This window comes from Bacillus sp. BR3(2024) (assembly GCF_039134555.1).
GTDB classification, from domain to species: domain Bacteria; phylum Bacillota; class Bacilli; order Bacillales; family Bacillaceae_G; genus Bacillus_A; species Bacillus_A cereus.
Window position 1 is genome coordinate 4,401,698 of record NZ_CP152433.1, and the last position, 16,827, is coordinate 4,418,524.

Genomic DNA, 16,827 nt, shown 5'->3' on the forward strand with positions numbered 1-16,827 from the left:
TTAATCACGCTTATATTTTTTTAACACTTCTTCTAGTCGTTTTCGTTCATCTTCTAGCGTACTTGCATCTTTTTCTACACTTACATCTTTCTTCACTGTTTCTTTCTCTTGTTCTTTCGGCTCTTCTTCCTTAAGCCAATCTGGCACCATTTCTTTCCGCACCGTTTTCTTCGCCGTACGGCCTTTTTTCTTCGTCTCAGCCCACTCTTGATATTGACGGTTCTCTTCTTTCGCTAACGCCATCGCGTCCGCTACTGTACCGACCTTTTTACGTGCCCAATGCCCAGCAATCTTCTCGACATACGTTTTCGCAAGTTTCATATCTGAGCGTAGCATAACGTAATAAATAAGTACATTCACAACTCCTGGTGTCAATTTTTGATTAATCATGACATCTTCAACGATCTGCAAGTCCGCTTTCGTTGCCTCTGCACCACCAGAAATCTCTTTCAATAGTTGTTTTGGTGAGATTTCCTCTAGCTGCTTTATTAGCATCTCCTCTTGCGATGAAGGCTCTTTCTCTTTCATCGTACGTGCAGCATGAGGCTGTACTCTTTCACTTAATACCGGTAATGCTTGACCATTTTCAAATTGATACCAATCGCGCGCTCCTTTTCTAAGCCTTTCCATATCAATTGTTTGCATCTCTGTCACTGCACCAAGAACGATATTTTGCATCGATAACACATCTACACCATACACGTAAGCAAGTGTTATAACGCAGTCTCTCACTTGATCTGTAATCGCCTTTTTAGGAACAAGAGCGGACAATCCATCTACAAATAAAGAGAAATCAAAGAAATCATTCCAAACTTTCGGAGCGTCTCCCTTCTCGTTACTTGGCATAGTTGTCGTTTTTGGAATACGAAGGTCTTCTTGCGCATGCTCAAGTTGTCCTGGATTAAACGAACCAAACACATCATTGAAAGAACGCGTAACATTTTCATAAGAAGCAAAATCAAATTCTTCTTCTAAGAAATATTGCTTTACTTGATTATATTTTGTCCTGCTCAATCGATTGTATAAAAAGATACTTAAAACAATATCATCAAAAAACTGCTTCGGAGATAAAGGTGGTTGCAACTCATATATGAACATTCGAATATCTTTTTCTTTCTTAATATATACCTTCAAAAGCCCAATTGCCTCTAACTTTACTCGTTCCTCATATACTTCAGGAAGTTGCATTTGCATAGTCACCATAAGGGAATGATGCGTATTCTCTTTTCCAAATACACGATCTTGCTCAAGCTCTCCCCATAGTGTCATGTATAAGCTAAAAGCTCTACTACCTATTAACGGCTGATACAACATCGTTAACACTTTTCGGTCGTAATTGTGCAGTAGTCCTTTCGCACTTACTTTATAACGATCAATCGGCAATAGCTCCATCCATGACTGTTTTTCCATTCTTGCTTTTCCTTTCTCTCATCCAATCTATCCTCTACTTCATTCGTTCTATCTTCATTATATAAATTCTTAGTGAAAAAGAGCTATTAGCTTGCGCTTCTAGCTCTCTTATCCTATTACTTACGGTATGTAAAGAGAATAAAATACAACTTCTACTCTCTTTCTTTTTGCAGTATATCTTTTAATTCTTCAATAAATACATTTAAATCTTTAAATTGACGATATACAGAAGCAAAACGTACGTAAGCAACATCATCAATATCGCGAAGTTCTTCCATAACAATTTCACCAATCATATCACTTTTCACTTCTGATATACCTAAATTACGCAGTTCACGTTCCACGCTTTGTGTTACTTCTTCTAATTGCCTTAAAGATACTGGTCTTTTTTCACACGCTTTAATTAAACCGCGTAAAATCTTTTCTTTATTAAACTCTTCTCGTGTGCCTTCTTTTTTTACAACGATAAGAGGTGACTCTTCTACCCTTTCAAAGGTCGTAAAGCGACTTAAGCAGCTTTCACACTCTCTCCTTCTTCGAATAGAGCGCCCCTCGTCTACCGGACGCGAATCTAACACTCTTGTACCATTATGAGAACAGGATGGACAACGCAATTCATTCACTCCTTTACACTATACTCTTTATTTTTCTCTACTCACTTCACCTAAAATATATATACAATATTATATAACTCATTCTAACTCTCTTACCACTTTAAGTTCCAGCGCATCACTTTATCATCTCATCCTTAAAAATAAGATGGTATATAGGGCACTACCTCATTTGCAAGAGTCCAATTTATTCAACTAACGAGTACGTTATATTTTCCCTTTTTTATAAACTAAAAAAGAGGTGCATTATACACCTCTTTACATTTTAAATCAATTATGTTCTTTTTTAAAGAGCTTTTGTTTCTCTCTGCTTAATTTCGAAGCTACCAGTGCCTCGAGGAAGCTCGATGCTCTCACGCGTTTTCGCGTTTAAACCTTCTGCAATATATTCTGCAGCAACATTTGGATCAATACGATCCCCACAAGTATAAACATCAATACTTGCGTAACCGTGCTCCGGAAAGCTATGAATTGTTAAATGTGATTCTGAGATAATTACTACTCCACTTACACCTTGTGGTGCAAATTTATGGAAAGCAACCTCACGCACTTCAGCACCAGCTCTTAGTGCAGCATCCACAAATAATTGTTCAATATACGGCATGTCATTAAGCTTGTCGAAATCGCAATCCCAAAGTTCAGCGATCACGTGACGACCCATCGTATCCATAGTATCCATTCTACAGTTCCCCCTTGTAAATTTATTCTAACTGTTCGAATTGAAAACTAATTTGCAATTTGGCTTGCTCCACTACCACGGGGGAAAGTTAGTCCAGAGAGGTCCTAACCCTTTAAGTAGTGACTACGTACCTCAGCTCTTAAGTTTACGAGTGTTAGTATACTTTGTTTATTTTCATTTTGCAACAACAGTTTTTTCGATTTTCTGTCATATTTTCCTCTTTACTTTTCCCTAAAAAAAATAAACGATTCACAAATGCAGTAATCACAACGTTTCGTGGTATGTCCACTTTTTAAAATATACTTATATAATTTTTTTCCTTTTCAGAAAAAATTAAAAAAAGAGGGCAAATATCGCCTTGCCCTCTCCTCCCTTATTCACTTAAATGTGTTGCACATTTTCTTGTTTCGCTAACTCTTCAACAACTAACGTTACAAGATCTACAACACGACGAGAGTAGCCCCACTCGTTATCATACCAAGCAAGTACTTTCACTTTACGATCACCCATTACCATTGTAGATAAACCATCGATAATAGCTGAGTGTGTATTTGTATTAAAGTCGATAGATACTAAAGGCTCTTCGCTGAATTCTACAATACCTTTTAACGCACCGTTTGCAACAGTTTTGAATGCATCGTTAATAGCTTCAACTGTCACATCGCGTTTTACATCTACTACTAAATCAACAAGAGACACGTTTGGTGTTGGTACACGAAGTGCCATACCATGAAGTTTTCCGTTTAAATGTGGAAGAACTTTTGCTAGCGCTTTCGCAGCACCTGTCGTTGTCGGAATGATTGATTGTCCGCAAGCACGTGCTCTTCTTAAATCTTTATGTGGGTTATCAATATTTTTTTGGTCATTTGTATAAGCGTGAACTGTCGTCATTAAACCGTTTTCAATTCCAAACTGCTCATCTAACACCTTCACAACAGGCGCTAAACAATTTGTTGTACAAGATGCATTTGAAATAACAGTATGTTTTGTAATATCTAATTGGTCTTCGTTCACACCAACTACAATTGTTACATCTTCATTTTTACCAGGCGCTGTTAAAATAACTTTTTTCGCTCCAGCTTCAACGTGAAGAATTGCTTTTTCTTTCGAATTAAATTTACCAGTTGCTTCAATTACAACTTCAACACCTAAATCTGTCCAAGGCAATTCCTTTGGATCGCGGTTGTTTAAAAGGCGAATCATTTTTCCATCAACTAATAAGTGATCTTCAAATGCTTCTACTGTTCCGTCAAACTTGCCATGAACTGTATCATATTTAATTAAGTGTGCTAACGTTTCAGATGGATAGCTTGCATTGATTGCTACAATTTCGAATGCGCTTTCTTTTATTGCTTGACGAAATACCATTCTCCCAATACGTCCAAATCCATTAATTGCCACACGAGTCATAATATGTTATCCCCCTTGAATGCGTTATACTATTTATCTCCAATCCCAATAATAGTATAACACAAAAAGGGGATATGTCACTAAGCATTTTCATTAATTTCACAATTTTTTAGTCAATAATGTTCCACTTTTTTAAAATTACCTGCAATTGTGTTTTCGTTCCCATAATTGTGCCATCATTATTTATCACTTCATCTGCATTTTTCATTTTTTCTTCTAACGGCATTTGAGATTGAATACGAGCTGTTGCTTCCTCTTCTGAAAAGTTATTTCGTTTCATTAAACGTTCTAATTGCGTATGCGGCTTAACCGCTACAACTAAAATGCGGTCAACGAGACTTGTTAATTTGCTTTCAAATAAGAGAGGAATATCTAACACAACCGCTTGCATACCTTCTTTTATGTACATTTCCTTTTGCCTATTCATTTCCTCACGCACTGCAGGATGAACAATTTTATTTAACTGCAATCGTTTTTCTTCATTATAGAAAACGACACTTCCTAGTTTTGGACGATCTAGTTCTCCATCCTCTTGTAACACTTCCGTTCCAAATACTTCTACTATTTTGTTATATGCTGGTTTTCCTCGCTCTACAACTTCTCTTGCGATAATATCTGCATCAATAACTGGTATGCTCAGTTCACGAAACATTTCTGATACCGTACTTTTTCCGCTTGCAATGCCTCCCGTTAATCCAATTACTACTGTCATAATAATCCTCCTCATAATAAAAGGCGCGAAACTAATGTTCCACGCCCATACTTACATTTTCCAAATTCCAATAATGATGAGTAATACTCCAGGCAGGAATGTAAATTTTTGTAACCATTTCATATTTGATAAAACCGTTCCAAGTTTCATTCCAATAAATAAAAACAAAGAACTCATAACTGCAACTAATATCGCCATCATAGCGGGTGCATACCCTAATAAAGATGCACCAATTCCGGCACCAAATGAATCTACAGAAAGAGCTATACCAAGAAGTAATGCTTCTCCTGCAGAAATGGTGCCTGATTTATCAAAATCTGCTACAGTCGGTTTCCGTAAAATTTGAATCACTAGCCCTAGCGAGGCAATCTCTAATTTCCAGACCTTCTCCTCTTGCTTCGGTTCTTCTTTTTTCTCACTTCGAAAAAATTGATATAATACCCAAATCCCTATTCCAATAAGAACAAGCCCACCGATACGCGTTGCGATAACAGGTGAAAATACTTTCGCGATCATATGTCCAATTCCCATTGAAACAAGCATAACAGCCGCTGAACACATTCCGATAATTATAATTGATCTTAGTGGAATTCTTACGCTTCTTAAACCATATGTTAGCCCTACACTACAGCTATCTAAGCTTAATGTAAAAGCTAATAAAATAAGAGATAAATAAAGGTACATCGGTAAGCTCCTCCCTTATACATAGCTCTGCTGTATGTATATGACAAATGCCTATCCGATGTTATCTCTTTTCTATATTCTAGGCTGACAAATTGGGCAGTAATGCGTTCCTCGCCCGCCAACAACTGTTTTTTCTAATATCGTGCCACAAGTTACGCACGGCTCTCCTTTTTTCCCATATACATTTAGGAGTTCTTGGAACGAACCAATTTGCCCTTGTGAGTTGATATACGTCCGAATTGTACTTCCGCCACGCTTTACTGCTTCGCCTAGCGTTGTAACGGTAGCCTCATAAATTCGCTCAATTTCTTCTACTGTTAAAGACGAAGCTTCTCGTTCTGGATGAATTTGAGAACGGAATAAAACTTCATCTACATATATATTTCCAAGCCCTACTAAAAGACGCTGGTCCAGTAGCACAACTTTTATTTTACGATTTGTCTTTTGTAATCTTTCTTGTAAATACTGCGGTGTCATTTCAGCATCAAATGGCTCCGGACCTAAGTCAGCAAGAGGCATTTGGTTCATTTCTTCACCTTTCTTAAAGAGATGCATCGTACCAAACTTTCTCACATCTTTATAATGTAATTCCGTTCCATCTGTAAATAAGAAACGGACGTGCGTATGTTTATCAATCGGCTCATCCTCTTGATGTAATAAAAACTTACCTTCCATACGCAAATGTGAAACAATGACATAATTCGTTACATATAAAAGCAAAAACTTTCCTCTTCGCTTTATATTTTCAATCTTCTCGCCTTTTAGCATTTCTTTAAAGATTTCTGCATCATCCGGTCGTTTCACTATTTTTGGATAAGTAACAATAACATCTTCAATCGTTTTTCCTGTTACAAGATTTTCAAGTGTCCGTCTGACGTTTTCAACCTCTGGTAATTCAGGCATTTCATCACTTCCTTATTTTGCGTCGTACCAAGTTGGACCGTAAGAATAATCAACTTTCAGCGGAACTGCAAGTTCAATCGCATGTTCCATTACTTCAGGTACAAGCTGCTCTAATTTTTCGATTTCTTCTTTTGGTGCTTCAAATATTAATTCATCGTGTACTTGCAGAAGAAGACGCGCTTGTAATCCTTCTTCTTCTAAACGATCTGCCATAATAATCATCGCTTTTTTAATAATATCTGCTGCAGTACCTTGAATTGGTGTATTCATCGCTGTACGCTCAGCGAAGCTACGCAAGTTAAAATTACGACTCGTAATTTCTGGAATATAACGGCGACGATTTAATAATGTAGCTACATATCCTTTTTGTTTCGCATCTTTTACGATGTCCTCCATGTATTCTTGTACACCAGGGAAACTTTCTAAATACTTTTCAATAAATTCCGCTGCTGCTTTTCTTGTAATTCCTAAGTTTTGTGAAAGACCATAATCACTAATACCATACACAATTCCGAAGTTAACAGCTTTCGCTTGTCGTCTCATATTTGAAGTTACTTCATCTTTTTCAACGCCAAATACATCCATAGCTGTTTTCGTATGAATATCCATGTCATGTTGGAACGCTTCAACTAGCCCTTTATCATTTGCAATATGAGCTAATACACGCAGTTCGATTTGTGAATAATCAGCCGCATACATAATCCATCCTTCTTCTGATGGAACAAATGCCTGACGAATCTTTCTTCCTTCTTCTAATCGAATCGGGATATTTTGCAAGTTCGGATCCGTTGAACTTAATCGACCTGTTTGCGTTAACACTTGATTAAAGCGAGTATGAATTTTAGATGAATCTTCATGTACAACTTTCAGTAAACCTTCAATGTAAGTTGAATTTAGTTTCCCTAATTGACGATAATGTAAAATATTTGGAATAATTTCATGGTGATTCATAAGCTTATCTAGTACATCAGCTGACGTAGAATAACCTGTTTTCGTCTTTTTAATAACCGGTAAGTTTAAGTTCTCAAACAGAATAACACCAAGCTGCTTCGGTGAATTAATATTAAACTCTGTTCCCGCAAGCTTATAGATTTCCTGTTCCATTTCCTTTAATCTACCCGCAAGTTCTTCTCCCATATTACGAAGACGCTCTGTATCAACTTTTACACCCTTTACTTCCATATCAGCTAATACACGTGCAAGCGGCAATTCTAACTCTGTAAACAGTTCATATTGCTCATTCTTCTTTAACTCTTCAACGAATGTTTGCTTTACATCATATAATACATGCACTTTACGAGCCACATGCTCCGCGACTACCTTTAACTCTGGAACAGCACGCTTCGCACCTTTTCCGTAAACTTCTTCATCTGATTTCACAGCATGCGTTTCTTTCATTTTCGCTACAGTACGGAAATCTTTATCTGTATCAGCCGGGTCAAGTAAATAAGCAGCGATTAATAGATCAAAGTCAATCCCTTGCATATCTATCCCATTCCATTTCAGTGCAACGATTGCACGCTTCGCATCAAATGTATGCTTTCTCATTTCTCCATCTGCAAGCCACTCTTTAAAAGCATCTGACTTAAGAGCAATGTCTGTCTGAATAAAGTAACATCCATTTTCATTTTGAATACCGAAACCTTGAATGTCTGCTTTATGATAGTTATCTTCTTGTACTTCAACGATAAGCGCACTATCTTGCTGAAGCATTTCTTCTGTAACTTCTTCCACAATATCAAATGTAATATCATCTAATTCAGCTGGAGCTGTTTCTTCTGGCGTAACGCCTAATTTATTTAAAAGAGATGTAAATCCTAAACTCTCGAACATTGGAATGACATCACTTGCTTCATATCCTTTATACGCCATATCATCCACATGAACTGTAATCGGCGCGTCTGTAATAATAGTTGCAAGATCCTTACTCATAAGAGCTTGTTCTTTATTTTCTTCCAGTTTTTCTTTTAATTTCTTCCCACTTACTTGATCTAGATTTTCATACACTTCTTCAACCGTTCCAAACTGTGTTAACAATTTAATTGCCGTTTTTTCACCAACTCCTGGTACACCCGGTATATTATCTGACTGGTCTCCCATTAAACCTTTCATATCGATAATTTGCTTTGGTGATAAGCTGTATTTTTCAAATAAAGCTTCTTTCGTATATTCATCCACTTCTGTAATCCCTTTTCGCGGAATACATACAAGCGTGTTATCAGAAACAAGTTGAAGTAAATCTTTATCTCCTGAAATAACTTTTACACTCGCCCCTTGCTCACTCGCTTCTTTCGCTAACGTTCCCATGATGTCATCCGCTTCATAATTTTCTAATTCATAACGCGGTACATTGAACGCATCCAGCATCTCACGAATAAACGGGAACTGCTCTGATAATTCAGGTGGAGTCTTTTGACGTCCTCCTTTATACTCACTATACGTTTTATGACGGAACGTTGTTTTGCCTGCATCAAACGCCACTAACATATGAGTTGGCTTTTCTTCCTCTAATATTCTCATTAACATCATTGTAAAACCGTAAATTGCGTTCGTATGTATACCTTTGTCGTTATTTAAAAGCGGTAGTGCAAAGAAAGCACGATACGCGATATTATTACCATCTACTAATACGACCTTTTTTTCCAAAATTGAAACCTCCCCATACAAATTTGAAATGATTTTTTTCACAGAAAAAAACCGTTCCTTTCCTCTCTCTATATTAACATGACTAATAGAGAGAAGAAAAATAACGGCTATTTTCTTTCATATATAAAACAGACTTATATTGGCATAAAGGGAAGTGACGAGAACAGCTTAACTATTCTCGTCCAAAATTACTCCTTGGATGAAGGGGTTTTCATGTATTATATTAACAGAGCTTTATTAATATTTAATTAAGCCATTGTTAATATATTGTAAACATCCTTCATCCTATTTTTCAGTTGCTGATTTCGGTAAAACAACTGTAAACGTTGTCCCTTCTCCAACTTCACTATCTACTGTAATCGTACCTTGATGCGCCTCAACTAAATGCTTTACGATCGACAATCCAAGGCCGGTACCACCAGTATTTCTACTTCTTGCTTTATCCACCCGGTAGAAACGTTCAAAAATACGCGGAATTTCCTCTTTACTAATACCAATTCCAGTATCCGATACTTTTATATAAGCATTATATTTATCTTCCGCTAACTCTACTGAAACAACGCCTCCAGCCGGTGTATATACGATTGCGTTATTAATTAAATTAATAAAGATTTGTTTCAAACGACTTGGATCTCCAATAACAGAGGCACGTTTTAATACATTAACTTGTAAAGAGATTTCTTTTTCTCCTGCTTTATTATCAAGTACCATATGAATATCTTCAAGCAGCCCCTTCATATCAACGGTTCCCATATTTAATTTAAATCCTTGTTGTTCGATCTTCGACAAATCTAATAAATCTTCAATTAATCCTTGCATGCGCTCACTTTCTTTTAAAATAATGTGCAAGAAATGTTCGCAGAATTTTTTATTATCCATCGCTCCGTCTAAGAGTGTTTCTGAAAAACCTTTAATAGAAGTAATCGGTGTCTTTAATTCATGAGAAACATTCGCTAAAAAGTCTTTTCTCATTTGTTCTAATTTCTTTAACTCTGTTATGTCATGGAATACGAGAACAATCCCTTTCCATTCATGGTTTGTCCCGATAATCGGCGCTCCATATACTTCGAAATGCTTCCGTTCAATTCCAAGTGGCAATAACATTTGTTTACGCACTTTCACTTCTGTCATAAAGATTTCTTCTACAAGCTCAATAATTTCTGTATGATGAAACGATTCATAATATAAGCGATCTAAATATTCTTCATCTGTTACGTGGAAAGTTTCCTTATAAGAGCGGTTTACAAGGTTTATATATCCTCGGCTATCAATTAAAATCATTCCGCTTCCCATATTTTCAATTAACGTATGCAGACGATCTTGCTGCATTTCTTGTTCAAGTGTCATCTCTTGTAAATTTCGAGCTAAAATATTAATCGCTTTACTCAGCATTCCAGTTTCATCCGAATGACTTTCGTATGCACGTGCTTTATAATTGCCCTTTGCCAATTCAATTGCAACTTTCGTAACCGATTCAATTGGCCTAATATATTGCCCTGTAATTTTCATACCTAAAAATACAACTACGAGACAAGCAATGACAAATCCGATAATTAATAATCCCCACGTTTTTTGATGTACGTCTCTTAAAGGATCAATTATACTTTTCACCAAAATGTATCCTTGTTTTCCTTCTACATCTTGAACGAACACCGCATGATAAAATTCATTCTTTCGATCCGTTTCTTTCGTAATCACTTTACTTCGTTGTTTTGCCACTTCCGAAGAAAGTTCTTTAATCGTCTCTGGACTAAATGCCAATTCTTGTCCTTTTCTATATTGAACTTTCTTTTTTTCATCCAAAAATACGATAGAAGCTGGTATTTTTTCTTCTAACTTTTCAAATATGTATGGGTTTTTTAAGACATTATCAAAACCTTGCTCTTCTGCTAACGTCGCAACATACTCTGTCTCTTTTACCATTCTCTCTTTAGCATGATCTATATAGTAGTTTTCAAACACAGTTTCTAGTAATAAACCTAGTCCAACTAAAATAAATACAATAAGAGAAACAAATGTAAAAAGAAGCCTGGAACGAAATTTATTCATTCCCTTTTGGCTCCTCTAATTTATATCCTAAACCACGTATCGTTTTAATGTACGTCGGTTTTTTCGTATTTTGTTCAATTTTATCGCGCAAATGGCTAATATGAACATCAACAATTCGTGTATCACCAGCAAAATCGTAATTCCATACAGCACTTAGTAATTGATCACGTGTCAACACGCGACTTTTATTTTTCGCAAGATACACAAGTAGTTCAAATTCTTTTGGTGTTAATTCAAGCTTTCTTCCTTGGAAATAAGCCTCATAAAATTCCGGTAAAATTTTAAGTTCTGCAATTGTGATGCTATCTTCATCTGGCGCTTCTGCAACTTGTTCTTCTTGTTGTAATTTCGTACGACGCAAAATCGCCTTCACACGAGCAACAACTTCTCTTGGACTAAATGGCTTTGTCATATAATCATCCGCCCCAAGTTCAAGGCCTAGCACCTTATCAAACTCATCATCTTTTGCCGTTAACATTAAAATCGGCGTCATAACGCGCTGCAATCGTAATTCTTTACACACTTCCATACCATCCATTTTCGGAAGCATTAAATCTAATATAATTAAATCTGGGCGTTCTGTTGTCGCTTTTTGAAGCGCCATTTCTCCATCCATCGCTGTTATAACTTCAAACCCAGCTTGTTGTAAATTAAATTCGATTAAAGTTAAGATAAATTCCTCATCATCAACTACTAAAATACGATTGTTCATTCTTTTCCTCCAAGTTATAGACTTGAAACCTTCTTCATCCTAGTATTTTCCCCGTTATTCTCATCATACTAGAAAACAAGGTCCCTCTCAATATAATTGTCTATTCATGGAGATCGTTTGTGTAGAATTGAGAAAATAGAAGTAATTACGATTCACCTGCAACTACACAGGATTTTGCCAAACTTTATAGATTGCTCTCTCTTCTTTAAAGCTCACTTCCGTATGAACTATAAAATCTTGATTTTGTGCTAGGAAAAACGAAAGAGCATACGCTATTTTATAATCTGGTGTTTCATATCCATCAAATACTCTCCCGTACATTTCATTCGCAACCCCGTCTGCCCACACTTCAGCTTCTCTTACTGTTTCAAAGATCACGTCTTCTCTTTTCCACCTCACCTAAAAAACCACTCCTTTAATTGACTTCAATTACCGATAATTATATTATTAATCTTAATATATAAATTAATAATATAAGGAGGTCTATTATGCGACTAATACTATCCATTCTATCTTTAGCAGTCACATGTATCCTTGCTTTTAACGCTCCGAGCTGGGATACGATTAAAACGGGGTGCTCAGAATTTGCTGAAGGGTTCAAAGAAGGATTCTTCAACTAAAAATAGCGCTAGCATCCTTATTAAAGGTATGCTAGCGCTATTCATATTTTCATCTTTTTAAAAATTATCTAATGCTTTTTCCATAATAGAGACTGATTTAAAAGGTGGCGTTACTGTTAATGAACCTTTCACAACAGTTTCTCCTTTTTCATCATGAGCAGATACAAGCATATCAATTGTATGTTCCTCCTCAGAAACAGCCACAACTTCAAAGTGGATTTGTAACGTTTCATAATGGTGAACATGCTTCACGAACGTAAGGTCCTTTCTCGTAATATGACTACCTGGACCTGGTAAATATTTCGTAACTGCCGTTGTAATCATTCCAGTTAGCATAATGCTTGGTACAATCGGCTTTTCATACGGAGTTTGGGATGCGTAATCATGCTGAATATATAATGGATTGGCATCATTCGTTAACCCTAAGTACAATAACAAATCTTTATCCTCAATTTTTTCAGTGATAGATAATTTCTCTCCTACTGTAATTTCATCCATTTTACGACCAATTTGAACTTTTTTCTTTAACATGTTACAACCCCCTCCGATTTTTTCACCTTATTATCCTACTAAAAGCGATACCTGATCCGAATTTTACTATGATGAGGGCAATGTATAGTATAAATCTACAGTTTCGTTATAGGATACACCAAATGACAGCGTTTTCATATTATTTCAAAAAAACATTTGTATAAATAGTAGAAAAAGATTCGGGGCCCCGAATCTTTTTCTACTTCTATTTCATTATTAAACAAGAACCTTCATAACATTGCGTACAGATTCTACAGAGCGATCTAACGCTTCTTTTTCATCTGCAAGAAGTTCTAATTCAATAATTTTTTCAATTCCGTTACCACCTAGAATTACTGGTACCCCTAAGTAAAGGTCACTATAACCATATTCACCTTCAAGGTACGCAATAGCCGGTAATACACGGCGTTGATCTTTTAAGATTGCTTCTGTCATTTCAACTAAAGAAGCAGCTGGTGCGTAATATGCACTACCGTTTCCTAATAAGCCTACAATCTCACCGCCACCTTTACGTGTACGTTCTACGATTGCTTCTAAACGCTCTTTCGGAATTAACGTTTCTAACGGAATGCCACCTGCATAAGAATAACGTACAAGAGGTACCATATCATCACCGTGTCCACCAAGAACAAATCCTGTAATGTCTTTCACAGAAAGATTTAATTCTTGTGCGATGAATGTACGGAAACGAGCTGTATCTAATACGCCCGATTGACCGATAACACGCTCTTTCGGGAATCCTGCTTCTTTAAATACAGAATATGTCATTGCATCAACTGGATTTGTTAATACAACAATAATCGCATTTGGTGAATGTTTTGCAATGTCGCGCGTAATACTTTTCATAATTTTAGAGTTTGTTGCTACTAAGTCATCACGGCTCATACCAGGCTTACGCGCAATACCTGCTGTAATTACAACAACGTCAGAATCAGCAGTATCTGCGTAATCAGATGTTCCAATAATGTTAGCATCAAAACCTTGTACTGGGCTCGCTTCTAACATATCTAACGCTTTCCCTTTTGTTGGATTTTCCAGTTGTGGGATGTCCACTAATACAACATCTGCAAGTTCTTTTTGTGCTAATAAGAATGCTGTTGTTGCTCCTGTAAATCCTGCACCGATGACTGAAACTTTCTTGCGTTTGATTGTCATAATTTACCCCCCGCTTTAATTATGCGTTTTTGATTATCGCTACATCCATGTTTTTAATAAGTTCATTAGCGAACTCAGAACATTTCACTTCTGTTGCACCTTCCATTAAGCGTGCGAAATCATAAGTTACTACTTTTGAAGCAATTGTTTTCTCAACTGAAGCAGTTACTAATTTCGCAGCTTCGTTCCATCCTAAGTGCTCTAATAATAATACACCAGAAAGAAGAACTGAAGATGGGTTTACTTTATCTAAACCTGCATATTTTGGAGCTGTACCGTGCGTAGCTTCAAAGATAGCATGTCCAGTTACATAGTTAATGTTTGCACCAGGTGCAATACCAATTCCACCTACTTGTGCAGCAAGTGCATCAGAGATATAGTCACCATTTAAGTTCATTGTTGCAACAACATCGAACTCACGTGGACGAGTTAAAATTTGTTGTAAGAAGATGTCTGCAATAGAATCTTTTACGATGATTTTTCCAGCCACTTCAGCGTCTGCCATCGCTTTATTCGCTGCATCTTTACCATCTTTTTCAACGATACGATCGTATTCAGCCCAAGTAAATACTTTGTCGCCGAATTCTTGTTCCGCTACTTCGTAACCCCAGTTTTTGAAAGCACCTTCTGTAAATTTCATAATGTTTCCTTTATGAACTAATGTAACAGAAGAGCGTTTTTCGTTAATTGCATATTGAATTGCAGCACGAACAAGACGCTTTGTCCCTTCTTCTGAAATTGGCTTAATACCAATACCAGATGTTTCTGGGAAGCGGATTTTATTAACACCCATTGCTTCTTTTAAGAAAGCAAGAACTTTTTCTGCTTCTGGAGATCCTTGCGCATATTCAATTCCAGCATAAATGTCTTCTGTATTTTCACGGAAAATAACCATATCAGTATCTTCCGGACGTTTTACAGGTGAAGGAACACCTTCAAAATAACGAACTGGACGTAGACATACATATAAATCTAATTCTTGACGAAGTGCTACGTTTAGAGAACGAATACCACCGCCAACTGGAGTTGTAAGTGGACCTTTAATCGCGATTAAATATTCACGAATTAAGTTTAAAGTTTCTTCTGGTAACCACTCGCCTGTTTGGTTGAATGCTTTTTCCCCTGCAAGCACTTCTTTCCAAACGATTTTCTTCTCACCATCATAAGCTTTTTCAACTGCTGCTTCTAGTACGCGAGATGCAGCTGCCCAAATATCAGGACCAATTCCATCTCCCTCGATAAATGGAATAATCGGATTGTTTGGTACATTCATAACACCATTAGTTACAGTAATTTTTTCACCTGTCGTCAATGTGATAACCCCCATGTTTGAAATTTCATATGTATGAAACTGAGGGAATAACCCCTCAGTTCAAACCGTTAGTCAAATTAAAATATTCTAATCATTACATCTTTCCGAAAAAATCAGACTTTTGAAAGCGTATTTTCACTATCAAAATAGTGTTATTCGCTTATCGTTGTGCAATTGGAACATACACTTGATGCGTTGGTCCATTATAATCAGCACGCGGACGAATTAAACGGTTGTTTTCATATTGTTCTAGAATATGAGCTAACCAGCCTGACATACGGCTAATTGCAAAAATAGGTGTAAATAAGTCATGGTCAATTCCTAAACAATGGTATACAGAAGCTGAATAGAAATCAACATTTGGTGGAAGACCTTTTTCTTTTGTTACAATGTCTTCAATTTTGATAGACATATTATACCATTTCTCTTCTCCTAAAAGCACGCATAATCTCTTAGACATTTCACGTAAGTGTTTTGCACGTGGATCACCCTGCTCATACACACGGTGGCCAAAGCCCATGATTTTCACTTTATTTTGAAGAGCATTATGAATATATGACTCTACATTTTCTTCTTCACCAATCTCAGTTAACATCTTCATTACATTTTCATTTGCCCCACCGTGAAGAGGACCTTTTAATGCACCGATTGCTGCTGTAATACCAGAATATACATCTGAAAGTGTAGCTACGCAAACACGTGCAGTAAATGTAGAAGCGTTTAACTCATGATCTGCATGAAGTACAAGCGCCTTATCAAAAGCTTCAATTTCAACTTCATTTGGCTCGCGATCATTTAACATGTACAAGAAGTTTGCAGCTAATGATAGATCCTTTCTTGGCTCAACAATATCTAAACCTTTACGGATTCTCGCGTAAGCAGCAACTAAAGTTCCTACTTGCGCCTGTAATTTAACCGCTTTCAAATAATTGGACTTTTCGTCCATAATTTCAGCGCTCTCATCGTATAATGATAGCATGGAAATTGCAGTTCGTAAAACAGACATCGGATGTGCAATTTTTAAATCTACTTGTTTCAAATATGTTAAAATCTCACCTGGAACTTTATAGTATTCTGATACAATTTCATTAAATTCTGCTAGTTCTTTTTCATTAGGAAGCTTGCGGTGCCATAATAAGTACACTACTTCTTCAAACGTAGCATTCTCAGCTAAATCATCAATATTATACCCAACATAAGTTAATGTATCATCAATAATAGAGCTCACAGATGATGTTGTTGCTACTACCCCTTCTAAACCTCGAATAACAGTCATGACATTCTCTCCTTTTCCTGAAAATTCTCCCAACCTTGCTCCTTATATCTATTTGCTCCCCTTATGAATTATGAACGCCCGTTCACTCTTTAGGCAAGCAAAATGCACGATCATGCA

16 protein-coding genes are annotated in these 16,827 nt (G+C 36.6%); 1 reads left to right on the plus strand and 15 read right to left on the minus strand.

Annotated features, from left to right (window positions below):
- The 11 genes from V7S45_RS22655 to V7S45_RS22705 form a co-directional block, all read right to left on the minus strand.
- On the minus strand, positions 1-1,410 hold the full coding sequence (locus V7S45_RS22655) for a DnaD domain protein (RefSeq protein ID WP_000415049.1): 1,410 nt from the start codon (positions 1,408-1,410) through the stop codon (positions 1-3).
- 152 nt (positions 1,411-1,562) lie between these two features.
- Positions 1,563-2,024, minus strand: coding sequence for a transcriptional regulator NrdR (gene nrdR / locus V7S45_RS22660; protein ID WP_001203687.1), 462 nt, complete (start codon positions 2,022-2,024; stop codon positions 1,563-1,565).
- 283 nt (positions 2,025-2,307) lie between these two features.
- Positions 2,308-2,691: an adenosylmethionine decarboxylase gene (speD, locus tag V7S45_RS22665; protein WP_002003660.1), complete on the minus strand. Its 384-nt coding sequence runs from the start codon at positions 2,689-2,691 to the stop codon at positions 2,308-2,310.
- Positions 2,692-3,081: 390 nt separating this feature from the next.
- Complete coding sequence (locus V7S45_RS22670) at positions 3,082-4,110, minus strand: glyceraldehyde-3-phosphate dehydrogenase (protein WP_000198974.1); 1,029 nt, start codon at positions 4,108-4,110, stop codon at positions 3,082-3,084.
- A gap of 109 nt (positions 4,111-4,219) precedes the next feature.
- On the minus strand, positions 4,220-4,822 hold the full coding sequence (gene coaE / locus V7S45_RS22675) for a dephospho-CoA kinase (protein ID WP_000219283.1): 603 nt from the start codon (positions 4,820-4,822) through the stop codon (positions 4,220-4,222).
- A 51-nt stretch (positions 4,823-4,873) separates the two neighbouring features.
- Positions 4,874-5,506, minus strand: a complete 633-nt coding sequence (ytaF, locus tag V7S45_RS22680) for a sporulation membrane protein YtaF (RefSeq protein WP_000281744.1) — start codon at positions 5,504-5,506, stop codon at positions 4,874-4,876.
- Between the two features lie 72 nt (positions 5,507-5,578).
- Positions 5,579-6,409 carry a DNA-formamidopyrimidine glycosylase gene (mutM, locus tag V7S45_RS22685; RefSeq protein ID WP_001114478.1) on the minus strand — a complete coding sequence of 277 codons (831 nt, stop codon included), beginning with the start codon at positions 6,407-6,409 and terminating at the stop codon, positions 5,579-5,581.
- Between the two features lie 12 nt (positions 6,410-6,421).
- Positions 6,422-9,055, minus strand: a complete 2,634-nt coding sequence (gene polA / locus V7S45_RS22690) for a DNA polymerase I (protein WP_000412825.1) — start codon at positions 9,053-9,055, stop codon at positions 6,422-6,424.
- A 285-nt stretch (positions 9,056-9,340) separates the two neighbouring features.
- Positions 9,341-11,104 carry a sensory box histidine kinase PhoR gene (gene phoR, locus V7S45_RS22695; protein WP_001032102.1) on the minus strand — a complete coding sequence of 588 codons (1,764 nt, stop codon included), beginning with the start codon at positions 11,102-11,104 and terminating at the stop codon, positions 9,341-9,343.
- The gene (gene phoP, locus V7S45_RS22700; protein ID WP_001065220.1) at positions 11,097-11,816 is read right to left on the minus strand and encodes a two-component system response regulator PhoP; all 720 of its coding nucleotides are present in this window, start codon (positions 11,814-11,816) and stop codon (positions 11,097-11,099) included. The genes phoR and phoP overlap by 8 nt, the downstream gene beginning before the upstream one ends.
- Positions 11,817-11,978: 162 nt before the next feature.
- Positions 11,979-12,215 (minus strand): hypothetical protein, encoded by a 237-nt coding sequence (locus tag V7S45_RS22705; RefSeq protein ID WP_001267383.1) that lies wholly within the window; start codon positions 12,213-12,215, stop codon positions 11,979-11,981.
- Positions 12,216-12,304: 89 nt separating this feature from the next.
- Here V7S45_RS22705 and V7S45_RS22710 point away from each other — a divergent pair, with 89 nt between their 5' ends.
- Positions 12,305-12,436 (plus strand): hypothetical protein, encoded by a 132-nt coding sequence (locus V7S45_RS22710; protein WP_001237022.1) that lies wholly within the window; start codon positions 12,305-12,307, stop codon positions 12,434-12,436.
- Between the two features lie 57 nt (positions 12,437-12,493).
- On the opposite strand, the gene V7S45_RS22715 is transcribed toward V7S45_RS22710, so the two are convergent.
- The 4 genes from V7S45_RS22715 to citZ all read right to left on the minus strand — a co-directional run bounded on the left by V7S45_RS22715 (position 12,494) and on the right by citZ (position 16,743).
- Positions 12,494-12,967 (minus strand): MaoC/PaaZ C-terminal domain-containing protein, encoded by a 474-nt coding sequence (locus V7S45_RS22715; RefSeq protein WP_000914180.1) that lies wholly within the window; start codon positions 12,965-12,967, stop codon positions 12,494-12,496.
- Positions 12,968-13,183: 216 nt separating this feature from the next.
- Positions 13,184-14,122, minus strand: a complete 939-nt coding sequence (gene mdh, locus V7S45_RS22720) for a malate dehydrogenase (protein WP_000153232.1) — start codon at positions 14,120-14,122, stop codon at positions 13,184-13,186.
- A gap of 19 nt (positions 14,123-14,141) precedes the next feature.
- The gene (icd, locus tag V7S45_RS22725) at positions 14,142-15,434 is read right to left on the minus strand and encodes an NADP-dependent isocitrate dehydrogenase (RefSeq protein WP_000206898.1); all 1,293 of its coding nucleotides are present in this window, start codon (positions 15,432-15,434) and stop codon (positions 14,142-14,144) included.
- Between the two features lie 160 nt (positions 15,435-15,594).
- On the minus strand, positions 15,595-16,743 hold the full coding sequence (citZ, locus tag V7S45_RS22730; RefSeq protein WP_000503652.1) for a citrate synthase: 1,149 nt from the start codon (positions 16,741-16,743) through the stop codon (positions 15,595-15,597).
- Positions 16,744-16,827 lie beyond the last annotated feature (84 nt).

Bases quoted from the DNA above. Each gene is read 5' to 3' on its own strand.
- V7S45_RS22670 (WP_000198974.1), bottom strand. From the start codon at position 4,110: ATGACTCGTGTGGCAATTAATGGATTTGGACGTATTGGGAGAATGGTA.
- speD (WP_002003660.1), bottom strand. From the start codon at position 2,691: ATGGATACGATGGGTCGTCACGTGATCGCTGAACTTTGGGATTGCGAT.
- coaE (WP_000219283.1), bottom strand. From the start codon at position 4,822: ATGACAGTAGTAATTGGATTAACGGGAGGCATTGCAAGCGGAAAAAGT.
- phoR (WP_001032102.1), bottom strand. From the start codon at position 11,104: ATGAATAAATTTCGTTCCAGGCTTCTTTTTACATTTGTTTCTCTTATT.
- mutM (WP_001114478.1), bottom strand. From the start codon at position 6,409: ATGCCTGAATTACCAGAGGTTGAAAACGTCAGACGGACACTTGAAAAT.
- V7S45_RS22655 (WP_000415049.1), bottom strand. From the start codon at position 1,410: ATGGAAAAACAGTCATGGATGGAGCTATTGCCGATTGATCGTTATAAA.
- mdh (WP_000153232.1), bottom strand. From the start codon at position 14,122: ATGACAATCAAACGCAAGAAAGTTTCAGTCATCGGTGCAGGATTTACA.
- V7S45_RS22710 (WP_001237022.1), top strand. From the start codon at position 12,305: ATGCGACTAATACTATCCATTCTATCTTTAGCAGTCACATGTATCCTT.
- phoP (WP_001065220.1), bottom strand. From the start codon at position 11,816: ATGAACAATCGTATTTTAGTAGTTGATGATGAGGAATTTATCTTAACT.
- V7S45_RS22715 (WP_000914180.1), bottom strand. From the start codon at position 12,967: ATGTTAAAGAAAAAAGTTCAAATTGGTCGTAAAATGGATGAAATTACA.
- ytaF (WP_000281744.1), bottom strand. From the start codon at position 5,506: ATGTACCTTTATTTATCTCTTATTTTATTAGCTTTTACATTAAGCTTA.